Genomic DNA, 20,403 nt, shown 5'->3' with positions numbered 1-20,403 from the left:
ATTGGTTCTAACGAAAACCGCAAAATCGGTGCGGTTACAAACCACACCCACAGGGACTAGAAACCCTCTTAACTGAAAACTGAAAACTGAAAACTATTCTTATCAGATTTTCGTTTTGATTTGCATCAATCGTTCAGCGGCTTCAGTGAGGATGTCGTCCGCCATGCTGAACATAAACCGAAACTTCGTCCTGCCGAAGTGCGGACGGCTGTAGAAACTGGAACCCGGCACGCCGCCTACGCCAATCTCCTTCACCAACCAGTGGGCAAAAACCGTATCGTCCGGAAATCCAAAATCGGTGATGTCGGTCATGATGTAATAGGCACCTTCCGGCTGATGGCAGACAAACCCGGCTTCTGTGAGGTCATTTACGAGACGTTTGCGATTCTTATCATATTTCGCGACCAGCTCTTGATGATAACTCGGTGGCAAATTGAGGGCAACAACGCCAGCGCGCTGAAGTGGGTGGGGTGCCCCGACTGTCAGGAAATCGTGCATTTTTCGGATCGCATCGGTTAGCAGCTCTGGTGCGACGACATAACCTAATCGCCACCCAGTCATTGAATACGCTTTGCTTAATCCTGACACAGTAATCGTCCGGTCCCGCATCTGCGGCAGAGCACCGATACTGACATGCGGTCTTCCATCGTAAATCATGTGCTCATATATTTCATCAGTGATAGCGAGCGAGTCATACTCACAGCAGAGGTCAGCAACCTGTTGAAGTTCGTCTCGGCTAAACACCTTGCCGAGCGGATTATTCGGAGTGTTTATGATGATTGCTTTCGTATTGGCAGAGAAAGCATCTCGGAGTTCAGTTGCGTCATAAGTAAATTGAAGAGTGCCGTCAGGTACCGGTGTTTCCTGCAATGCTACATAGACCGGTTTCGCACCAGAGATGATCGTATCCGGTCCGTAGTTCTCATAAAAGGGTTCAAAGATGATAATCTCGTCATCGGGATTGATAACTGCAAGGAGCGAGGAGAGCATGCCCTCCGTTGAACCGCAGGTGACGGTGACGTTCCTGTCAGGATCGGTGGGAATGTCGTTAAACGTCGTCATCTTCTGCGCGATTGCTTCTCGAAACGTCGGTGCTCCCCACGTGATGCTATATTGATTATATCCTTCCTGGATTGCTTGAATCGCTGCGGCTTTGACTTCGGGAGGGGGTTGATACGCTGGCGTGCCTTGAGATAGGTTGATCGCATCGTAGCGCAGGCAGAGCTGCGTCATGCCACGGATGACAGATTCGGTAAAACGGGTGGATTTGTCTGAGAGTTTAGATTGGAGCGAAATTTTGGATGCCCTCTTGGTATCTTAATGTATGACTATATCTTAATCTCCGGTTTTGTAACTCACAATAATACCGTCGTCCAAGGGAATATCAACTGAGCTTAATATTGGCGTGTTAAAGACGTATTCGATATAATCCGGCATTTCATCGCGCATCGTTACGGTGTCATCTGCGACGATGAGACCACCCGTACGGATATTCGGCAACGCTAATTCAAGATAGCGTCGGTACTCGTTTTTCTCAGCGTCAAGGAACACGAGATCGAAGGTTACGTTGCACTTCGGGATTTCGTCAAGTGCGTTTCCAACGCGTATCTCAACGATGCTGTCCAGCCCGACTTCCTGAAGATGCGCCTGTGCTTCTTTCGCTCGTCCCGGGTCAAACTCAAGCGTGATGAGTCTACCGCCGGTCTCTTTCAGAGCAGCGGCAATCCAGATTGTCGAATATCCGTTACTCGTCCCAACTTCAAGGACGTTTCGCGCCTGAATAGATTGGATAAGAATAGAGAGAAATTGCCCGTTCTCGGGCGCGATATTGGTATACTGTTTCGCGGTTTTTTCAAGGCGTTTTAAAACAGATTTGTAATTTTTCATAGGGGACAGCGTGCTTGGCTCTTTTATAAAAAGAAAAAGGCGACAAAAATTGCCGCCTCGTTTCCGTTAGCGAAGCTTCTTAATCTTGGCCCAGGATGTGGCGAGTTTATCTTTCGGATTGACAGCCAAGAACTCGTCAGCCCCCATCTCCATGCTCTGTTCCATTTCGTCGTCAGAAAGCGCACGGTTCCAGAGACGAACCTCATCAACCATACCAGGCCATGCCTCACCCGACCATGTGCCGATCTGAATTTGGCTCGTAGCCCCTGCAGGTGCTACCGGATTATTAGAATCCTGTTCGTGGGTTACCTTGCCATCCACGTAAATTTTTACCTTGCCTTTGTTGTCCGATGTGTGGGTATAGGAAAGGTAATACCATTTACCGGTATCCAAGCCTGTTTTGTTATCGTTGATGTCCAAGAATCCACCACCGGCACCATTCGTCCAGACTTTGATACCGTTTCCGGGGTTCATCCCGTACCCGAATCCGATGTGTCTTCCACCGCCACCCATACGGGTGCCGAAAACAATAGCGTGTGCGCTCGGCAGTCGGTTGAGATTAATCCACGCGGCCTGTGTGATTTCATCTTCAATGTGAAAAGCTTCGTCATCCTCAATTGCAACAAAATCACTGGATGCGCTAAATTCGAGTGCTTTCCCAAATTTACCATCAACCCACTTGGCACCGCCGGTGAGTTCACCTTCAAAGCCGTTTTCCGAGAAATCTTCGGTCTTTTTACCGTTCCCTTCATCAAGCGGCATGTACAGGACAAGCCCTTCTAACAAATCAGCAGCGGCATAAGTGCTGCAGGCAAAGGCGAGAATTAAAATAATAAACAGTTGTTTCACGTGTTACCTCCATAATAGATAGTTATACGTATAATAATACCACAAATCGTGGTACCTGTCAAATATGTTTTGATTCTGGCACAAAATTGGTTTATTGGAACAGCTGCCAACTTCTACCGGGGAGGTCAGCGCGAAACACCTCTACATTCCCACGGTCTGCCATCGTGACGTAGCAGGTACACCCATCTGGCCCCCCAAAGGCAATATTCGAGCAGAGCTTACCCGTTAACTGCACTTCCAATAACACCTCACCTGCGGGGGAGAGTTTTGCCACCGTGCCTTTACCGTGCCGGGCGATATAGAGATTGCCTTCAATATCACACCGCATCCCGTCCATATTGAAATCAGGAAACTGGATTAGGAGGCGTTTGTTACTGATTTCCCCTCCAGCCGATAGGTCATAAGCCCAGACGTTACGTTGCGCCGATTCGTTGACATACAGCACTTTTTCATCAGGACTCACCTCAATGCCGTTTGTCGTGCCCATGTCCGCTTCAAGTAGCGTTACTTTTCCATCTGTATCCACCCGCCATATTTGCCCAGTTGACTCAGCCCAATTCGGGTCGCTGGCATAGAGAATATCGTTAGCACCAATAGCGATGTCATTAGGTTGGTTCATTGTCGGTTCGTGTGCATGAACGCTGATGTTCCGTGTGTCCATATCCACTTTGAGGACATTGTGGTTCGTGTAGTCGGCAATGTACATAAAACCTTCACTGTCGAAACGGATACCGTTGCCGATACTACCGGTTGGCAATTCGATGAAAACGCTTGCGGTGCCATCTGGTGTCACCTTACCAATCGTGTGCTGTCTCTCGTAGTTCACAGCGTATAGATTGCCCGCTGCGTCACAGGCGGGTCCCTCAATTCCGGACGTAAACCCGTCGACGGGTGTAAATTCTCGACTCACAAAAAGTTCTTCATTCATTTTTGGTCCCTCAAATTCAGTTTGCGGAGCAAAGCACAAATACACCCGTATAGGCATGGGCGAAGTTGTGTCCGCCAATTGGTGCAAATTCTGAATTGCCGAAGAATCCGATAACAGGGAGTCCCGGAAACTTCTCTTGGATAATGCCGATGTCGTGATTTGCCGCGCCATACAATCCTTTGCCACGACCTAAGCAGTTAAAATAAAGCCCAAACGCAGGGGACTGCGAACGTGTTTTTTCAGCCAACTGCGTTATAATTGCTTGGATTTCCTCTGCTGCGGCGAGCGGATTCCGCAGATGGAATTGCACCAGTTGCCCCTCTGTCACTTCCTCGGATATGGCGAGGGCGGCGTGTTCCTCATTAATACCCACAAGATTGCGAATCAGAAAATCACCGCGGGCCGGATTTTTGTTCTCAGGATCCATTGCGATTCCGACGAAAACTGTGCCACCCGACCGCCGAATATCGTCCTGTGTTAGCACTTGTAGTGTTCCCTTGAAATTTTCTAATGCGGGTTCATCCGCCAACTCAAAGATAACGCGCCCATCCGCCTTCGTGACCTCACGCGGCTCACCGATAGGTTGACATCCTTGGGCAACACCGATCTCGGCACTGAAATCCCCAGTCAAGAGAGCACCTGTAGCACCGCCCGCTGTTGCCTGATCACCTTTCCAATGGTACATTTGCGCGCCCGTCGCATCACCGGAAACAGCAGCACCTACAATAGGCAAGGTAGTCCCATCACTACCGATACACTCCACAAGTTCCGCTGGATTCACAGCACGAACATCTGGGAAAATTATCAAGAGCGAGTCATCTTCAAGTCCCGACTGAATGCGTCCGTGTATCTGTTCCCCAATCTCGGACGCTGTCCCTTGTGCACTAAATGACACAGCGGAAAGTTGCTCACTACGGAGGACCATTACAGCGAGTGCAGGTTCCTCTTCAAACTCCCCTGCTGAAGTGAGGACAGTCATTCCACTACACCCGATGAGCTCATCACAACCGGAGGCGGCATGAACCGCTTGGTATAATTCTTCATATTCTGTCTGATAGTTAATGGTAGCAAACACAATGGCAAGGTCGGCTTTAGCAATCCCGGCGTTCCCCATTGCCATAAGCGTCGCGCGATCCGCTGCTTCCACAGTGGAGAGACTTTGCGAATGTCCTACACCTACATGAATCATTTTTCTCACCTACCTTTTGTTGCACATCATACAGTATCTGTTAGAAAAGGTCAACAATTTGCGTAAAAAGAATAGGACTCTCAGTTTTGTAGCAGGCGAGATTTCCAAACCCCGACAGACACCTGTAGGAGTGAAGTGCCGGCTCGCGATTTCTCCGATAGAACCGACAGATTTTTTCGTTGACAATCTATATCGGATATGCTATTATATTTTTAATTTAATGGAGGACATTTTGAAAAAATCAGGAGTATTCTGGAGAGCCGTAAGAGACTTTTGGCGGACAGGGAAAGCGGGGGTTGCCCTATTTCTGATTTCTTTCTTTGTTATCATCTATGGTTACATCGCTTTAGATTATGAACTAACAAGAGGTTGGAAAGGGCACGAATCCATTCAAAATGTACTGAAGGATACTTCGGACTTTATCCCCGTTGGGGGAGCATTTGTTGGAATGATAGTGGGAGGCATAGATTTCCTCATGTTATTGTCAGATTGGTATTTAGCGAGACAAGAAAAACGAATTCAGGCAGCCAAAGCGGAAGGCAAAGCGGAAGGCAAAGCGGAAGGCAAAGCCGAGGTTTATCAAGAGATCGTGGCTTGGCATGCCCGTCGAACAGAGGCGGAGGAGCGCGGCGAGACCTTCACTGAACCGCCTCCCGGCGTGCCACAAAACGGTACTGAATAGGGCTTTTAGCGTCAGAGAGTCACCAACTTCTATAGGCGGCTCTCTTTTGCTTTAGAAGTGTCATAACTCGGCACCTCTTCTACTGGGGAATCAAATAATTTTGCGATAATACATTGATTCAAGAGAAGCATAAATTGGAGGAAAAGGGATTTGTCAGCCGAACTCCTTAATGGTAGTCGTCTTGCACAGCGCACCCGGACCCAAATTCGGAAAAAGTTAAAAAAACTGACGTTTACCCCAGGGCTCGCTGTTGTCCAAGTCGGCGATGACCCCGCGTCAACGCTCTATATCAAACATAAACAACGTGATTGTGAGAAGGTACATTTCCATTCCGAAGTCCATCGTCTACCAGCAACTATTAGCCAAAAGAGTCTCATTGAACACGTTGAAACTCTCAACGAGCGAACGGACATCCATGGAATCCTTGTGCAAATGCCACTACCGGAGGACATAGATAAAGAGGCGGTTATTGACATGATCGCCCCGCATAAAGATGCGGACGGGTTAAACCCTGTCAATTTAGGGAATCTGCTCATCAATCGCGAGCATGTGACACCTTGTACACCAACCGGAATTATCCGTTTGATTGAATTGACAGGCGAAAAGATCGAAGGCAAACATGCCGTCTGTATTGGTAGAAGCCCACTCGTCGGTAAGTCTGTCGGGTTGATGTTGCTGAATCGGAATGCCACCGTCACCTACTGCCATTCCCGAACAGCCGATTTGCCAGCGCAAACACAACAAGCGGATATTCTCATCGCTGCCGTAGGTAGATCCGAATTCATCAGGGCAGATATGGTAAAACCCGGTGCCGTCGTCATTGATGTCGGTATTAACCATGTTGACGGACGGGCAGTCGGGGATGTCAAATTTGAGGAAGTTAAAGAGGTCGCTGGATTTATCACACCGGTACCGGGTGGCGTCGGTCCCATGACGCGCGCGATGTTATTAGAAAATACTTTAAAATTAGCAATTGGAGGCTAAAATATGGCGTTTCCAGGATTTGAGTTAAAAGATAAAGTGATGTTAATCACGGGTTCGGGCAAAGGCATCGGCAGGGGTATCGCACTCGCCGCCGCGCAGATGGGGGCAAAGGTTATTTTGAATAGCCGTACACCGTCTGACCTTGAAGAGGTCGCGGGTGAGATCCGCGCCGACGGTGGTGAAGCGGAATCAGTTGTATTCGATGTTAGCGATATTGCACAGGTCGCTAAAGGCGCACAAGAAGCGATTGATGTCTGGGGTAGAGTGGATGTCCTCGTCAATAACGCCGGCACCAACCGCCCGAAACCCGCACTTGAGTTAACCGAAGAGGATTGGGATGCTATCTATGACCTCAATCTCAAGGGTCTGTTCTTTCTGACACAGACGCTCGTCAAACCGATGATAGAACGTGAGAACGGGAAGATTATCAACATCTCCTCAACGATGGGATTGGTCGGCGGTCCATTACGTACTGCCTACTCGGGGAGCAAAGGCGGTGTCGTGCTTTTAACCAAAGGACTCGCCGTTGAATGGGCACCCCACAACGTAACGGTGAATGCTGTCGCACCAGCGTTTACTCGAACCCCGCTCGCGGATGTGCTTTTGCAGCGTAAAGAATTTTACGAGGATGTCGTCCGCCGTATCCCGATGGGACGTGTCGGCGAGGTGGACGAAGTTGTCGGTGCAGTGCTATTCTTAGCGTCAGATGCAGCGAACTGGGTGACTGGACAAACAATCGCAGTCGATGGTGGCTGGGTCGCTTGGTAATTCCCAGGCTTCTCTAAATTCCAAAATGTAGGCGCGGTTTCCCAACCGCGCCATTTTTATGTACAGCGCGTCTCACAAATAGTTTGAGAGTCTTATAGTAGAATCCGAAAATATGTTTACAGTTCGTCAGGGAACAAACTCTCCACCAACGCTGGCGAGGATTGTATCCTCGCCCTTGTGTTAATAATTCACAACCTCGTGTAATCTTCTGTCCCCAAATTAACGTTGTTATAGTTGATTTTAGGATTAAGCCCACTTCCGATAGTGAGGTTACAAATCTCACTTGCAAATAGGTAATCCGAATCTTTTTCAAAGAGAATTTGCGTTGGAATATACTAATCCAACGAATGGACGCATGATCGAAAGATTTTGCCTAACTTACAAGAGCTGACCTAAGGGGTCAAGCATTTTTATCAAGGAGTAAAAGTGAAAAAATTCTTTATGATGACAAGCATCGCTATTGTGATTTTTTGTCAATTGAGCTGTTCTCCCGACGAAGAGCAGATGCAAACCGAAAATCCTTTGATAAGCGATACAATAACTGGATTGAACGCCCCACTCTTAGGGGATGTCGTCCTTGAAAATATGTATGAGGACGAAGCCCGGAAACTGGTGGATAAAACGCCCGTTCAAATCGTTACAGTGCTTGAAGGCACGAGCAGAGTTGTACTTCAGGCTCGGTTTCGTGGCGTTCGAGATTTCGGCTTCGGATTTCCACTTTATGAATGCGAACTGATGGATGAATCGGCTGAGGCTATGGGTGGCATTGCCCAAGGAATGTCGGGAAGTCCAGTCGGTCCGCCGGGGCGTATCATGGGCGCGCTTGCCCTTGGTGACCTCTTCGCAACAGCACCTACTCGGTTCTGGGTAACATCAATTGATGCAATGGAAGCTTCGATTGATCACCAGCCGCTCGGTGAATTTCTCGAGCAAGAGGCTGCACCTGCCGCGCCAGCTGCAGGAATTAATGCTACCTACGCGCCAGTTAAAACGCCTATAATGATCACCGGAATACAACCACATAAGATTCAGGAATTTTCTACACAGCTCCCTGATGCACAACGCAACTTCGTTGAATTGTTTGCCCATATTGGTGGCGCACCCGCGGCACCTCCAGCGGGGACCTCGCCGAAACTATCAGCAGGCGATATGATTGGGGTTGCCATAGCGACGGGGGACATTGTGAACGCAATAGGCTTTGGAACTGTGACCCAAGTTTACGACGATAAATTTGTGGCATTCGGGCATCCGATGTACGGCACCGGAAAGTCCGCATTGCCAGTATATAGAGCCGTCACCAATGGCATTGTTCCAAATTTACTGGCATCCTATAAATCTGCTTCCATTTACGGGAATCCAATCGGAACGATAACGAAAGACCTTACACCAGCGATCGTCGGTGAATTTGGTGCACCGCCACCAATGATTCCTGTCAAGGTCTCCTACCATCCGGCGAATAGTTCAACAGCGATAGAGAAACATCATCGTGTGGCGTACGGACAAGAATCGTATATTCCTCTTGTTGCCTCGGCTACTGTAGCGGCACTTCGGATGGAACTCAGCAATGCTACTGTTGATACAACTGTTACGCTCGAGTTTCAAGAAACCGATACCGTTTATACTGAATCGTTTCGGAGTGCTTCCGCCTCTCCATCTGAAGATGTGTTGGTAAACACAGGTCAGATTGTCCAGTTTTTCAGCGATACACTTACAAACAGTACTGGTAAAGCGACACTGAAAGCGGTATCAATCTCCGTCACGGACAAACCACAAATCACCACAGCAGAGATCACAGAGGTTATCGCGCCTGAAGAGATTACACCGGGTGAAAGTGCGACGGTCTCAATCGTGCTGCTTCCCCACTGGAGTGCCGCTGGGGATGAACGGACAATCCAGAGAGATATTACGCTCGAAATTCCTGAAGACTTTCCCACCGGTGAGGCAAACATTAATGTTTCTGGCAGTTCATTTGGCTTTTTTGGGTTCGAGGGGTTTGGACCGCCAATTGATGGCGTTCCCGATTTCGCAGTCGTTCCCGATTTCGGAGTTGGTGGATTTGGTGCCGAAGAGGAACAACCCACACCCAAAAATCTGGACGAACTGATTAAACAGATGCTGGAAGCTCAGGTGGATCCAGGTTTAATCACGGTAACCCTGATACCGTCCTTTGGTGGAGACTTCCCAGGATTACCAACAGATCTACTACCGGGAGATATCCCGTTTCCTGAAGATTTCTTGCCACCAATAGACGGTGAAATGCCAGAAGATGGCGAAGAAGGGGATAACGGAAACGGTGATGGTGAAATGCCAGAAGACGGCGAGATGCCTGAAGATGGTGAGGACGGCGGGAACGGTGATGGTGAAATACCATCAGATTTACAACTCCCCGAAGGTTTTCCACCGCTTGATGGATTACCATTCCCAGAGGATATTGGACCACCGCCGACTGTCGAAGCTAAACTCATCATTGATGGATTCATCGTGACGGGTTATAAAGATATAACAGTCACGATAAAAGGTGAAGATATGGATATAGGTGATGGGATGATTCCAGAATTACCTGAGTTACCTGTCGAACCCGTGGAAGAAGAATAATCCCAAAGTAGGATCGGTCACCAGACCACAATATCTATAACCATCTGGGCAGGTTTTCGGAACTGCCCAGATTTTTTTCTTTTTCCAACAGCGTTGTTATCTATGTGCTTTCACGCACAACGGGTCCCCGTTGTACATAACACCGCACAACGTCGATGATGAGTGCGATGTCGTTTCGCGCTGATTCCAGTGAGGTATAGCAGGGTTCACCTTCCGTGATGCAAGCATGGAAATGACGTAGTTCGCTCACAAACGCGCTCTCCCATTCAACCGCAGGTGTCTTGCTATAGGTCGTGCCATCGGCATCTATTCCGTATATCGTCACTTCTGACAGGATACCCCGAGAAAAACCGGTCGGATAGGATACGAGTACACGTTTGGTATCGCCGTAGATTTCCAACGTCTCCCTAAAGTCCCATAAATCTGGAAGGTCTACCCACGTAGCGACACAGCGTGCGCCATTCGGATAGCCAAACACAATCGTCACACCGCGTCCTTCGGACCAGACTTCCGCGCTAACTACCTCACTCGGTGAGCCGAGCATTACCCGTAGGCTATAGATGTCGTGGATCATGCTGCCAGCAAGCAGATAGAACACTCGTGCTGCCTTGCTTTGGATGTCGCTTTCAAGTCCGGTTTGTGATAACAACTCTCCGATGGCTTCTGCCTGTGCTTTTTCACGCGCCGCGCCCGCTGGCTTAAACGCGTCCGCTGGAACATCGTTGAATCGCTCAACATCGAATTGGCTTAGGTGTAAACTATTATTCGGATGGAGATGGTTAATCTGGACGAAGCGGTAACTTTCCATCGTATCCACTTCACGCTTAGCGACCTGGAAAGCAGGATCATGCACTTTCATATAACCGGCTTGCGCGACGGTGCCAGCCTTATGTTGCGCTGCCAACATCGCATCCATCTCCTGAAGTGAAAAGCAGACGGGTTTCTCAATAAAGACATGCTTCCCCGCTTCAAACGCAGCGAGTGCCACCTGCGTCTTCGGGTCTCCGTGGCATAGCAGTACAGCATCTACATCCGTCGCCAACAATTCATTGTAATCCGTCACGAATTGGGGAACATGGAATCGTTTTGCAACCGCTTGTGCAGCACCGCGAGAGAGATCACAGACAATCGGCACCTCAAATTCCCGATGGAGCGCGGTAAGATTGGGGAGATGATGTACTTGTGCGATTGCACCACAACCGATAACACCTATCCGTATACGACTCATAAATTTTAACCTCCAGCAGATAACGCTTTCTTATGCGTGTATCCTATCACGTACACGAAATAGATGCAACGACAGTTATCGGTTGTCGGTTATCAGCCATCAGTAATCAAGATTCGGAATTCAGCGACCTTGCCTACAAGAGAAATGAACGCCTCTGTTAGTTATCAATTTTTATCCCATCAGTAATCAACACCAGATCTAAAATGTTCACGACTCCATCCTTATTTACATCTGCACGATCTGATGTCTCCGTCTGCCCGAAGTGTGAGGTAACCAATACCAGGTCTAAGACGTTCACGACCCCATCCTTGTTCACATCAAGAGGTCCGAAGGGATCTATCTCGTTTTTCTGCCACTGTAGTGTCACATTTCCATGAACATCAATCACCTGAAGACCTATAAAAATCTCTGGGACCGCTATTAATTCAGAGACAGTAAATTCGATTGTGGCACGTTCGCCGTCTAATCGTTTGCAGTCAAGCATTTTATATCCTTGAATCGGATCTTGAGGCGTTGATGGCGTAATTAACTGCGCTTGATAGAGACCATCCGGATCAGTTACTTCAAAATGGAGACGGACAATATTGGACGAAGACGCAAACAGCGGCGACCGCTGAATGGTTGTCGGTGCGAGATCGTCCTGAGGGGTGTTGAAAAATGGGTGTACATTTAACGCTTCAGTGGCACATGGGGAAAGTTCAGCCAAGTATCTGCTGCCATCATCCATAAGATTGGGTTCACTAAAATCGTGATATAAGCCAAAAGCATGCCCAAGTTCATGGGCAACGATACGAAAACTAAAACAATTGTCAGTAGCAGGGAGGATCGCTGTACCGCCGCCAGATGAATGAGTTCCAGCAAGACCACAGACGTTATGTCCCAGAATGTCCCTATCGCCCCCCTCCAAAAAGACGAGTAAAATATCCTGAGATCTGTCAAATTGTGTATCAAGCTCCTCCAAGATTTTGTCGTAGGGTTGGTCGTGATAATATTTTTCGTGAAATTTCCCCTCTACATGGTGCGCCACTGCTTTGCCGGTTAGATCCGTTTCAAGCGTGAAGGTCTTTATACCGAACCCGTGGTGTTGCATCTGACGTGCATAGAAGAGTTGAACATCCTTGATCACCCTATCTGCCTGTGATTCTATACGGTGATCGGGCGCGCGGTCGCTTGGATGAAAATAAATCAACCGCACTTTAGGCTGATCTCGATCCTGTTGAAGTTGGGATATTGCCTGCTGTAGCTGTTGTTGCTGTGTACGGAGTAAGGTAAAATCCCACAGAATGACCGTGCCGTCCTCACTTCCACTTGCGAGTGTTTTGCCTCCCTGAGAATATGCAATTGATGTTACCCAACTGGTATGTCCAGCGAGTGTTGCAATCGAATACCCTGTAGCAGCATCCCATAACCGGACCGTGCCATCTTCACCGCCACTTACGAGTGTGTCTCCATCTGGAGAATATGCCACGGATCGGACATCGTGAGCATGTCCAATGAGGGTGGTTTTGAGCTGCCCCGTTTCAGCATCCCACAAATGTACAGTATCATCTCGTCCGCCACTTGCAATCGTTCGACCATCCGGGGAATATGCTACGGCATAAATGGTGTCAGTATGCTCTGTGAGTGTAGTTTTGGGTTGTGCAGTGTTGACATCCCACAATTGTACTGTCCCATCTCGACTCCCGCTCACAAGCGTGCGACTATCCGGTGAAAAAGCAATGGAACTAATCCTACGGGTATGTCCGGTGAGAGTTGTTTTGAGTTGCATCGTGGCAGTATTCCACAAACGGATAATGTTTCCTCCAAATCCACCACTACTGGCGATTGTGCGACCATCCGGGGAATACGTAACAGTATAAGCGGAGGAAACATGTCCAGTGAGTACAGCAAGTGATTGCCCTGTCGTGGCATCCCATAAACGCACGGTATTATCGCCAATACCTCCGACACTCGCGATTGTCCGACCATCCGGGGAATATGCTATAGCAGCTACCTCGTTGGGATGTGCAATAAATGTGGGAAGGGGTTGACTTATGTTAGCATCCCACAAACGTACGGTTCCATCCGCACACCCGCTGGCGAGTGTTGTACCATTGGCGGAATACGCTACTGAAGTTATCCTATCAATATAACCTGTGCGCGTAACGATAAGTTTACCGGTATCGGTGTTCCATAAACGTATGGTTCCATCCCCACTTCCACTGCTAAGTGTGCGACCATCGGGGGAATACGCAACCGATGTCACTTGACCCGTATGTTCCGTAAGCATGGCAATAGATTTGCCAGTGATAACATCCCATAAACGCACAGTATTATCGCTGCTTCCACTCACGATTGTGCGACCGTCGGGCGAATACGCGATAGAAGTCACCGAGCCGGTGTGCCCTATAAATATAGCAACAGGTTGGCTTGTATTAGCATCCCACAGACGTACCGTGCGGTCTCTACTTCCACTGGCTATCCACCTACCATCTGGTGAGAAGGCTACATCATAAACCCAACCAGTATGTCCAGTGAGCGTAGCAGTCAATTCACCCGTGTTGGTATCCCACAAACGCACGGTACTGTCTTCGCTGCCGCTGGCGATGTGTCTGCCGTCTGGGGAATATGCTACGGAGGTCACCCAATCCGAATGTCCAGTGAGCGTTGCCTTAAGGTGTCCAGTGTTGACATCCCACAAACGCACTGTATTATCCCGACCGCCACTGACAAGCATATTCCCGTCCGGGGAATATGCTACGGAGGTCACCGAATCGGTGTGTCCAGCAAGTGGAGCGATTGGTTGCCCGGTATTGGCATCCCACAAACGCACACTGCTATCCTCATCTGCGCTTGCAAGTATATGACCGTTTGGAGAATACGCGATACTCGGAACAAAACCGGTATATTCTGTGAGCAAAGGGAATTCTTCACCGGTATCTATATTATATCTCCAAACCCCAATGCTACTGGCGATGATAAGTTGAGTACTATCTGCGGAATAGGTTATCCCGTTTATTCTGCCTTTTCCCAGACGTACCATAGCACCATCGGGGACGTGTGATTGTGAAACATCCTGTGCAAAACCGATTTGTTGATTTATGATTGAAATGAGAATTAAGTTGAGTACGAAAATACGGATTCTGTTCATGAAGCGTCCTGAGTATTTTGTAGAAGCGAAAGAATATTTATAGTAAAACCTGAAAATATGGAGACAGTTGTTTGGCGATTAGAACGCTCACCGCCGCTGGTGAGGATTGTATCCTCGCCTTTTCACAATGTCTAATTAATTGTAGGTTTTACTATAAATTGAAAGGGGACGAATTACCGTAACTATTATTTTTCAGACCAAGAATAAGGGCGGAGATATGACTCCGCCCTTCTGGTTCAGCACTGTTTGGTATGAGCCAGCACCTATTTCAAGATTAGCATTTTGCGTGTAGCAGAGAAATCGTCACCTATTGTGAGCGTATAGAAATAGATGCCGCTTGCAACAGATTCCCCTAACGCGTTGGTCCCATCCCAATACGTGGCACGACTACGACTCTGGTATAACCCCGCAGGCTGATGCCCCAAATCAAATTGACGCACCAAAGTGCCTCGCCCATCGTAAATCGTAATTTGCACATCGCCCGCAGTCGCTAACTGATACGGTATCCATGTTTCCGGGTTGAATGGATTCGGATAGTTTACCAACAGTGTGGTCTCTTTAGGAATTAGCATTTTCAGGAGCTGCTCCAGTATCTGGATCCCTCGTTCATACGAGAAATCGCTTTGAGATAGAGAACTCTGAATTTGAATTGGATGAGAAATCTTCTGCTTCGCCTGACTCAGCCATTCCTGCACCTGCGCTGCTGTCAACGCGTGTGCTGAAGGTGCCGCAGCAATATTCCCCAGTCCATTGGCAATCACAATTAAATCTTGGATATTGACCTGACCATCGCCATTTATGTCAGCACTCGTATTACCGGACTGCCCGATCTGTGAAGCAACCAAAACGATATCCAAAATATTGACGATGCCATCGCTATTTGCATCCCCTATGATTGTCTCGTGTGGGTATCCGGGTGTGCCGAGATTCATGTCTTTGGGTGTATCACTATCATAACCGAGTCCGCCGTGGTATCCACTGATAATCCACGCGTCACTTTGATGTCCGAGGACAGTTGACTTAGCACGGAACCATGCCGTATCTAAATCAAAATCTGCTGTCGTCGGCAATTTCTCTTGTCCAAAGAGATAATCGCCTGCACTGTCTTCCCATGCAGATGGACTGCGGAGTATCAACATAAAATCTTCCTGCGGTAAAGTGAAAGCCTCATCTACAAGATAATGGTATGAAGGTTCCTCAGAGATTACCAGCGGCATGCCAGGGTCATTTGGATCGGTATTGAGGAGCAAGAGCAACTCTTCAGCAGGAAGCACTGTTCCTATAGGGAACTCAAAGTTTTCGATCGTTCCTTCTTTAACAATAACTAAGTGCCACCCACTGAGATCGACATCTGTGCTGGTAACGTTTCGCAACTCCACCCAATCGTGTGGATCGTTCGATGCATTGAAGAATTCATTGAAGATAATTGTATCAAGCGTAAGCTGAGAAATGACATGCTGGCGTTCTTCACTGGTAAAGGTTCGCAGAGCATCCGCAGCAGAAGGAAATGGTAAAGTGGGTCGTTCAGCGACATCATTGACATTGATAGTGACGGTGAGGGTGTCAGCTATCCCCAAAGGACTGCCATCGTTGTAGGGGTTATTGTCAAAATATTTGAGTATAAGCCTTACCGTATAGCTGCTCTGTACTTCGTAATTAAGTCTCACTTTAGTTTTTATCTGAACAAAATTTTTATTGAAACTGACAATATACTCGAACTTATTGTTATAATCCGGAAATTCGTACCTGATGGATTTAAAACCGTCTTTATCTACTGCAAATGGGGCACCGACATCTGTGCCTACATCAGCATTTTCATCTACGGATCGCGTGGCGGTGTCCTCGACATTTTCAAAAGATGGTAGTGTATCACCAATGCTTGTTACGCCAATTAGGAAGAGTCCCATCGCGAGTATTAACACTATGGTTTTAGAATCAACAGTTCGTCTTATCATGATAAACTCCTTAAAAAAGATAGTGATTTTGCGTAAATAATAAGGCAAGAAACAACGTTCCTTGTAAATAGAAATTGCGACAAAATCAAAATATATCATATAAAATTATTATTTATGACTTATTATAGTAAATAAATTATGAGCCATTATGATTATATTATAACCTACTTTGAACTGAAAGTCAAAAAATTCCGAAAAAAATCGTAATTTCGCCGTCAGTGGTTAGAAGCTGCGATTGGTGCGGTTCCAAACCGCACTATAAGTGTCAATTTTAGAAAAAACCGCCTCATAGCAGCGTAGGTTGGGTTGAACGGATGTCACCAAAACCGTGGAAATCATAGAAAAACGAACTTTTCTCCAGACACGCCACATCCGCCGGAGACCGAGTGAAACCCAACGCTCTTGTTCTGAAGTGCCACACCTCCGAGGGGACGTATGAAGTTGGGTTTCACTATGTTCTTGAGTGCATATCGCAGCCTCTTAGATTTGAGGTGTGTTTGAAACACCCACATCTCCCTCTCAACGCCGTTCAACCCAACCTACAAGAGCACAGAATCCCTAAATTGACACCTATGGCGCAGTTCCAAACCGCACCTACCGGCCTGGGGAAAATTGGAATTACCGATTTAAATAATTAATCTTCATCAAACCTCGCCAGCAGCGGTGAGGTGTTTTGTGTTTTCCAAAGTGCCCTTTTATTTTTGGGTTTTACTATAAAACGTCCTACTATTTGTTAGTAGCAACTTGGGTGAGGTATAGGTTTTTATGCAAGCGGGTCCAATGGGGTTCGACAGACTCCGATTAAATCTAAACCTGTGTAGAGTTGTACCTCGGTGACGTGAAAATCGGTGGTAGTGATGCTATGCGTCAAGTCGTCATGCGTGGCACTTAGGAAGGATTTTAATAACCTTCCGCCGACATCAAAACTCAGTCGTAAGAGTGGCTTGGGGAGCCAGTGCCGCATTTTTAGGATATCATAGTTGAAAATCTTTTGGATGCGCTGTGCCCGGAGCTCTTGAAATTGCTGTACTTTTGAACTCCCTTGGAGTGTATAAAGCGTCACATCTTTAAAATGCATTGAAAGAAGATTTCGGAACTCGCTGGCGTTGTATTCGCATTCGTGATAGGGCGATTGGAGACTTGTAGACTCCCGAAGTGGAGAATATCGATTCGGTGTTGAAATGAGAAGCACTGCTGCGGGGTGGACCAAGCGTTTGGCGACTTCCTCCAAGAAATACTCGGGAGTTCTTAGGTATTCAATGAGATGAAAACAGCAGACGACATCAAACGTATAAGGAAAATATTTGTGAAGTTGTGAGACATCTTGGATGTAGAAATCGAGATTGGGGAGATCGTATTTTTGCTTTGCTTGTTGTATGGTCTTTTTGTCTTTGTCAACGGCGACGACCTCTTTTGCGTGTTGTGCCAATAGGTGGGCACCGTATCCCTCGCCGCATCCGAGGTCCAATACGCGCTGCCCCTGTGTGAATTGTGTTGCGTATTCATAGACGGCGCGATACTGACAGTAAAATGGATGATTCTCTTTTTGTGTTGGATCTGTTCTTTCTGCCATGAGAAAAGGTCTCCTGATGTGTAAAACCTACAATTCCGCATCCGGATAAGTGATCGGTTGACACGGTGGTGGTTGTATTTCAGGGTGGCAGATTTCGGGGATCGGATGGCAGGATTCATACGCGGCGCGTGTAAGGTGCAGCGCGACGCTGAATGTCGCCACGACGAAGAAAAGCGCGATGGGGACCCACCGCAAGAGGTGTGTTTTCATGTTAGGCACTCCTTTTTTAGGGGCTGGTCCCTATAAAATAACACGCAACGAAAATCGTTATTTGCTATAATAGAAACCAGCGTTGTCATACTTGATCTATGGCAGTGCTACGCGTGGCAGGTGCTTGGTACACCTGCTGCGCACCCCGAAAACGGGGGAGCTGCCCCTGACGCGACCCAGGCGGTGTTAGCAGATGTGCTTCAGCATGAAATCAGCGTCATATAAAGTTTACCATGAAATGCAAAAATTGTCAAATTTTTAAATAGGCTTTAAATCGGACTTACTATAACCGTTACCGCGCGGCAGGCGAAACACTTTCCAAATCCTGCCCAATTTTACCATTTTTTCAGGGACTCTAATGAAGTTTGCGAAATTTTTTCTGAAAGAGGATTTCGCTACAATAGCGTAAGAATCGCGAGCACAACTCGCTCCTACAAGAAGTTCACATCATCAGAAAGTTGACAATAAACGCGAAAAACGCCATAATAAACGCAACCAAATCAGTCGTAAGACGGAGGTATAGGTATGGACATAACAATCATCCCGTGGCAAATGGTACTTTTGTGTGGTTTGTCGGTCTGTGTTGGATGGGGGATACGCGGTAACTTTGGACATGAATATGGTGCGGCACTCGCGGGTGCACTCGGAGCGATAGCAATCGCTTTACTCTCCGGGCGAGAGGATTGGTGGCGGCATGTTCACTACTTCGCGCTGTTTGGAGCAATCGGTTGGTCTTTCGGCGGAAGTATGTCATATATGATGGTCGTTGGGTACAGCCATTCATCACAATCGTTGACCGTGTTTTACGGATTTGCGAATCTATTCGCTATCGGCTTCTTGTGGGCAGCCCTCGGTGGTGCCGGAACCGCACTGCCAGCGTTCCTGACGCATAGCCAACTGTCTCTGCTTTTTACGCCAATCGCGGCAGTCTTCATCGGTTGGTCGCTTCAAGCAGTCATCATTGACCGTGTTCTTGCACCGAAACGGATGCAACGACACGAAAGCCCACTCTACTGGTATGATACAGATTGGGTCGCCGCGCTGGTGGCAATCATCGCTGCAGTTATCGTCGCGCTCTTCCGCGGCGGTTTGGACATGGGCACGAATCTTGTGCTATATATGGGTATCGGTTGGTTCGGCGGGTTTTTGTTGCTCGTAAACGTTTGCCGTCTCCGTATGACACCACCGCGTGGGGACAACTGGGCAGGTTGTGTCGGTATGGTTATCGGAATCTTGGGATACTGTTCGCGTTATGAACTCAGCGGTGTCGCTTTTGCTACGCTGATGACGGGTTTTGGCGGCGGTATCGCGTTTTCATTCGGACAATTGCTGAAACTCATCTACATCTGGACGGGTAACAAAACGAATTGGCACACGAATTGGCACAGTGTCATGGAACAGACCCAAGGTTTCCTATTCGGACTCGGTATTGCAATACCGTTCGGACTCCTTCTCAACAAAGCACCCCTGTTAGAAACCGAACCGAATCTCCCGCAATGGACGGAAATATTCGCGGTGTTCACTGTGTTAATTCTACTGACCTATGTCAATTATCGGAAGGCAGCAGGAACGTGGGTGGATTTAGTTGAAGGCTTACCAGAGCGATTTTTTGGGCTGCCTGTTGTCGGCTGGTTTCGGCATTCGAGAGGATGGATAGGCTGGTTCGAGCTTTTCTATATCGGTCTCGGCATCACCTGTGTCTGGCTTTTGTCGGTCCATTTCCGAGAACCGCTCGCCTTTATTCCGACGAGTTGGTTGGGGAAAGGTCAATTGCTCTACTTCGTATTTATATGGTGGGTAGTTATCTTCAACTTTGAACGCGCTTTGGTCGGCTTCAGTCCACACCGTCTGGTGACGGAGGGTGTGATTACGCTCAACGCGATTATCTGCACCGTGCTGATAGGACTCGGTCCACTATCAGTGCCAAAACAGACAGGGAGTCTCTTTTCGTTCACTGACTGGGTTTGGCAGACATTGATCTGGGGTGTCGTTGTACTGGTAGGAACGACGGTCATTTTCTGGGGTGTGAAGCACCTACTTTTTGGAAAGGAACATGCTCCCGGTGCGTCACTGCATATTCGTTTCGGAGCGGATTCCAACGCGCCAAAGGCGAAACCAAAGGCGGGGGAACAGCACCCGTAATGATAGCAATTAGCCATCAGCAGTCAGCAGTCAGAAGGCGAGGTTGGGAAATCTCGCCAGCGATGAAAGGGGACAATTAGCCATCAGATCCTGTAGGTTGGGTTGAGCGGTGTTGAAAATCAAAGGTAGATATTTCAAAGAACATCACACCTGATATACCCGCATAGGCGTAGAGAAATTCAGCGAAACCCAACGTTTTTTACGTCAAACGCCACAAACATGGCTGGTTTGCGTTGGGTTTCGCTATCTCCTTGATCGATAGAGCGGTATAGCGTGGTAAAAT

At 47.9% G+C, this 20,403-nt stretch carries 16 protein-coding genes; 6 read left to right on the top strand and 10 right to left on the bottom strand.

The window, feature by feature from the left end; translation table 11 throughout:
• Nucleotides 1-102: 102 nt before the first annotated feature.
• The 5 genes from OXH39_23320 to OXH39_23300 form a co-directional block, all read right to left on the bottom strand.
• Nucleotides 103-1,233, bottom strand: coding sequence for an aminotransferase class I/II-fold pyridoxal phosphate-dependent enzyme (locus OXH39_23320; GenBank protein MCY3553400.1), 1,131 nt, complete (start codon nucleotides 1,231-1,233; stop codon nucleotides 103-105).
• Nucleotides 1,234-1,335: 102 nt separating this feature from the next.
• Entirely contained in the window at nucleotides 1,336-1,887 is a 552-nt protein-coding gene (locus tag OXH39_23315) for an O-methyltransferase (protein MCY3553399.1), read from the bottom strand.
• A 66-nt stretch (nucleotides 1,888-1,953) separates the two neighbouring features.
• Nucleotides 1,954-2,736 carry a LamG domain-containing protein gene (locus tag OXH39_23310; GenBank protein MCY3553398.1) on the bottom strand — a complete coding sequence of 261 codons (783 nt, stop codon included), beginning with the start codon at nucleotides 2,734-2,736 and terminating at the stop codon, nucleotides 1,954-1,956.
• 91 nt (nucleotides 2,737-2,827) lie between these two features.
• Nucleotides 2,828-3,664: an SMP-30/gluconolactonase/LRE family protein gene (locus OXH39_23305; GenBank protein MCY3553397.1), complete on the bottom strand. Its 837-nt coding sequence runs from the start codon at nucleotides 3,662-3,664 to the stop codon at nucleotides 2,828-2,830.
• 16 nt (nucleotides 3,665-3,680) lie between these two features.
• Nucleotides 3,681-4,853, bottom strand: coding sequence for an FIST C-terminal domain-containing protein (locus tag OXH39_23300; protein ID MCY3553396.1), 1,173 nt, complete (start codon nucleotides 4,851-4,853; stop codon nucleotides 3,681-3,683).
• A 232-nt stretch (nucleotides 4,854-5,085) separates the two neighbouring features.
• Here OXH39_23300 and OXH39_23295 point away from each other — a divergent pair, with 232 nt between their 5' ends.
• The 4 genes from OXH39_23295 to OXH39_23280 all read left to right on the top strand — a co-directional run bounded on the left by OXH39_23295 (nucleotide 5,086) and on the right by OXH39_23280 (nucleotide 9,882).
• Nucleotides 5,086-5,535, top strand: a complete 450-nt coding sequence (locus OXH39_23295; GenBank protein MCY3553395.1) for a hypothetical protein — start codon at nucleotides 5,086-5,088, stop codon at nucleotides 5,533-5,535.
• Nucleotides 5,536-5,685: 150 nt separating this feature from the next.
• Nucleotides 5,686-6,519, top strand: a complete 834-nt coding sequence (locus OXH39_23290; GenBank protein ID MCY3553394.1) for a bifunctional 5,10-methylenetetrahydrofolate dehydrogenase/5,10-methenyltetrahydrofolate cyclohydrolase — start codon at nucleotides 5,686-5,688, stop codon at nucleotides 6,517-6,519.
• A 3-nt stretch (nucleotides 6,520-6,522) separates the two neighbouring features.
• On the top strand, nucleotides 6,523-7,287 hold the full coding sequence (locus OXH39_23285) for an SDR family NAD(P)-dependent oxidoreductase (GenBank protein ID MCY3553393.1): 765 nt from the start codon (nucleotides 6,523-6,525) through the stop codon (nucleotides 7,285-7,287).
• A 426-nt stretch (nucleotides 7,288-7,713) separates the two neighbouring features.
• Complete coding sequence (locus OXH39_23280) at nucleotides 7,714-9,882, top strand: hypothetical protein (GenBank protein MCY3553392.1); 2,169 nt, start codon at nucleotides 7,714-7,716, stop codon at nucleotides 9,880-9,882.
• A gap of 100 nt (nucleotides 9,883-9,982) precedes the next feature.
• On the opposite strand, the gene OXH39_23275 is transcribed toward OXH39_23280, so the two are convergent.
• Nucleotides 9,983-11,110 (bottom strand): Gfo/Idh/MocA family oxidoreductase, encoded by a 1,128-nt coding sequence (locus tag OXH39_23275; protein MCY3553391.1) that lies wholly within the window; start codon nucleotides 11,108-11,110, stop codon nucleotides 9,983-9,985.
• Nucleotides 11,111-11,142: 32 nt separating this feature from the next.
• Here OXH39_23275 and OXH39_23270 point away from each other — a divergent pair, with 32 nt between their 5' ends.
• Nucleotides 11,143-11,271, top strand: a complete 129-nt coding sequence (locus OXH39_23270) for a hypothetical protein (protein ID MCY3553390.1) — start codon at nucleotides 11,143-11,145, stop codon at nucleotides 11,269-11,271.
• On the opposite strand, the gene OXH39_23265 is transcribed toward OXH39_23270, so the two are convergent.
• The 4 genes from OXH39_23265 to OXH39_23250 all read right to left on the bottom strand — a co-directional run bounded on the left by OXH39_23265 (nucleotide 11,268) and on the right by OXH39_23250 (nucleotide 17,978).
• Nucleotides 11,268-14,240 carry a dockerin type I domain-containing protein gene (locus OXH39_23265; protein ID MCY3553389.1) on the bottom strand — a complete coding sequence of 991 codons (2,973 nt, stop codon included), beginning with the start codon at nucleotides 14,238-14,240 and terminating at the stop codon, nucleotides 11,268-11,270. The genes OXH39_23270 and OXH39_23265 overlap by 4 nt on opposite strands.
• Before the next feature lie 263 nt (nucleotides 14,241-14,503).
• Nucleotides 14,504-16,195, bottom strand: coding sequence for a lamin tail domain-containing protein (locus tag OXH39_23260; protein ID MCY3553388.1), 1,692 nt, complete (start codon nucleotides 16,193-16,195; stop codon nucleotides 14,504-14,506).
• A 763-nt stretch (nucleotides 16,196-16,958) separates the two neighbouring features.
• The gene (locus OXH39_23255) at nucleotides 16,959-17,768 is read right to left on the bottom strand and encodes a class I SAM-dependent methyltransferase (protein MCY3553387.1); all 810 of its coding nucleotides are present in this window, start codon (nucleotides 17,766-17,768) and stop codon (nucleotides 16,959-16,961) included.
• Nucleotides 17,769-17,795: 27 nt separating this feature from the next.
• Nucleotides 17,796-17,978, bottom strand: coding sequence for a hypothetical protein (locus OXH39_23250; protein MCY3553386.1), 183 nt, complete (start codon nucleotides 17,976-17,978; stop codon nucleotides 17,796-17,798).
• A gap of 525 nt (nucleotides 17,979-18,503) precedes the next feature.
• On the opposite strand from OXH39_23250, the gene OXH39_23245 reads away from it, so the two are divergent.
• Nucleotides 18,504-20,120, top strand: coding sequence for a hypothetical protein (locus OXH39_23245; GenBank protein ID MCY3553385.1), 1,617 nt, complete (start codon nucleotides 18,504-18,506; stop codon nucleotides 20,118-20,120).
• The last annotated feature ends 283 nt before the right edge of the window (nucleotides 20,121-20,403 follow it).

Source organism: Candidatus Poribacteria bacterium (assembly GCA_026702755.1).
In the GTDB taxonomy this organism is placed as follows: Bacteria; Poribacteria; WGA-4E; order WGA-4E; family WGA-3G; genus WGA-3G.
This window is presented reverse-complemented; position numbering and strand designations above follow the sequence as displayed.